General features: G+C 42.0%; 1 protein-coding gene. It reads left to right on the top strand.

Features of this window, described 5'->3' with window-relative positions; all coding sequences use genetic code 11:
• The first annotated feature begins 67 nt into the window (after positions 1 to 67).
• On the top strand, positions 68 to 763 hold the full coding sequence (locus A3729_RS34285) for an FKBP-type peptidyl-prolyl cis-trans isomerase (RefSeq protein WP_068514517.1): 696 nt from the start codon (positions 68 to 70) through the stop codon (positions 761 to 763).
• Positions 764 to 945: the final 182 nt, after the last annotated feature.

The raw sequence follows: 945 nt of genomic DNA, 5'->3' as shown, positions 1-945 counted from the left end.
GCATAGAGATTTCACCAAAAAACAAGTAACGTGAGCGTTTTTAGAATGGCTTCTTCAGGAAATGAACATGAAAAAAACGCTTCTAGGCCTAGCTCTAATAGGTGCTTCTACTCTCAGCTATGCTGCTGAACCTCTAAAGTCTCTTGATACTCAAGATCAAAAAGTTAGCTATAGCTTTGGCTTGGTTCTAGGTAAGCGCATGACTAACGATATGCCTGATTTGCAAATCGACGTATTCGTCCAAGGTTTGAAAGATGCTTATAGTGGCAACCCTCAACTTATTACCGATGAGCAGGTCGCGCAGACTCTATCTGACTTTCAGCGAGACCTACAGCAAAAGCAGCTAGAAGAAGTTCAAAAAGCGGGTGAAGAAAACAAAAAAGCGGGGAAAGAATTCCTAGCTGAAAACAAGAACAAAGAAGGTATTGTTACCCTAGAGAGCGGCCTTCAGTATAAGGTTTTGACCGAAGGTAAAGGTCTGCAGCCTGGGCCGACAGATGTTGTGAAAGTTCACTATACCGGCTCTTTGATCAACGGTACGGTTTTTGATAGCTCGATTGATCGTGGTCAGCCAGTAAGTTTTCCGGTTAATGGTGTGATTGCTGGATGGACAGAAGCCCTTCAGTTGATGCCTACTGGTTCAAAGTGGCAGCTGTTTATTCCTTCGGACTTGGCATATGGTCCAAACGGTAACCGTTCTATCGGGCCGAATGAAACGTTGCTATTCGATGTCGAGTTGTTGGATATCGAAGCGAAAAAATAAAGTAGCTTAATCGTCAGTACTATCGAAAGAATACACAATGTATTCTTTCGAATCTCTTCTTCTTACTCTTATTATTAAAACACTACATTCAAACGAACTAGTCCGGGTATGCCCAAGATATCGCTATTGCTGAATATCATTGGGATAATATCGATATTGACTCGTTCATTATAAGACCAGCG

This window comes from Oleiphilus sp. HI0043, from assembly GCF_001634935.1.
The sequence above is the reverse complement of the archived record's forward strand: the minus strand, read 5'-3'. Positions and strand labels throughout refer to the sequence as shown.

Excerpts from the sequence above, each read along its gene's own strand:
- A3729_RS34285 (WP_068514517.1), top strand. The coding sequence starts at position 68 with ATGAAAAAAACGCTTCTAGGCCTAGCTCTAATAGGTGCTTCTACTCTC.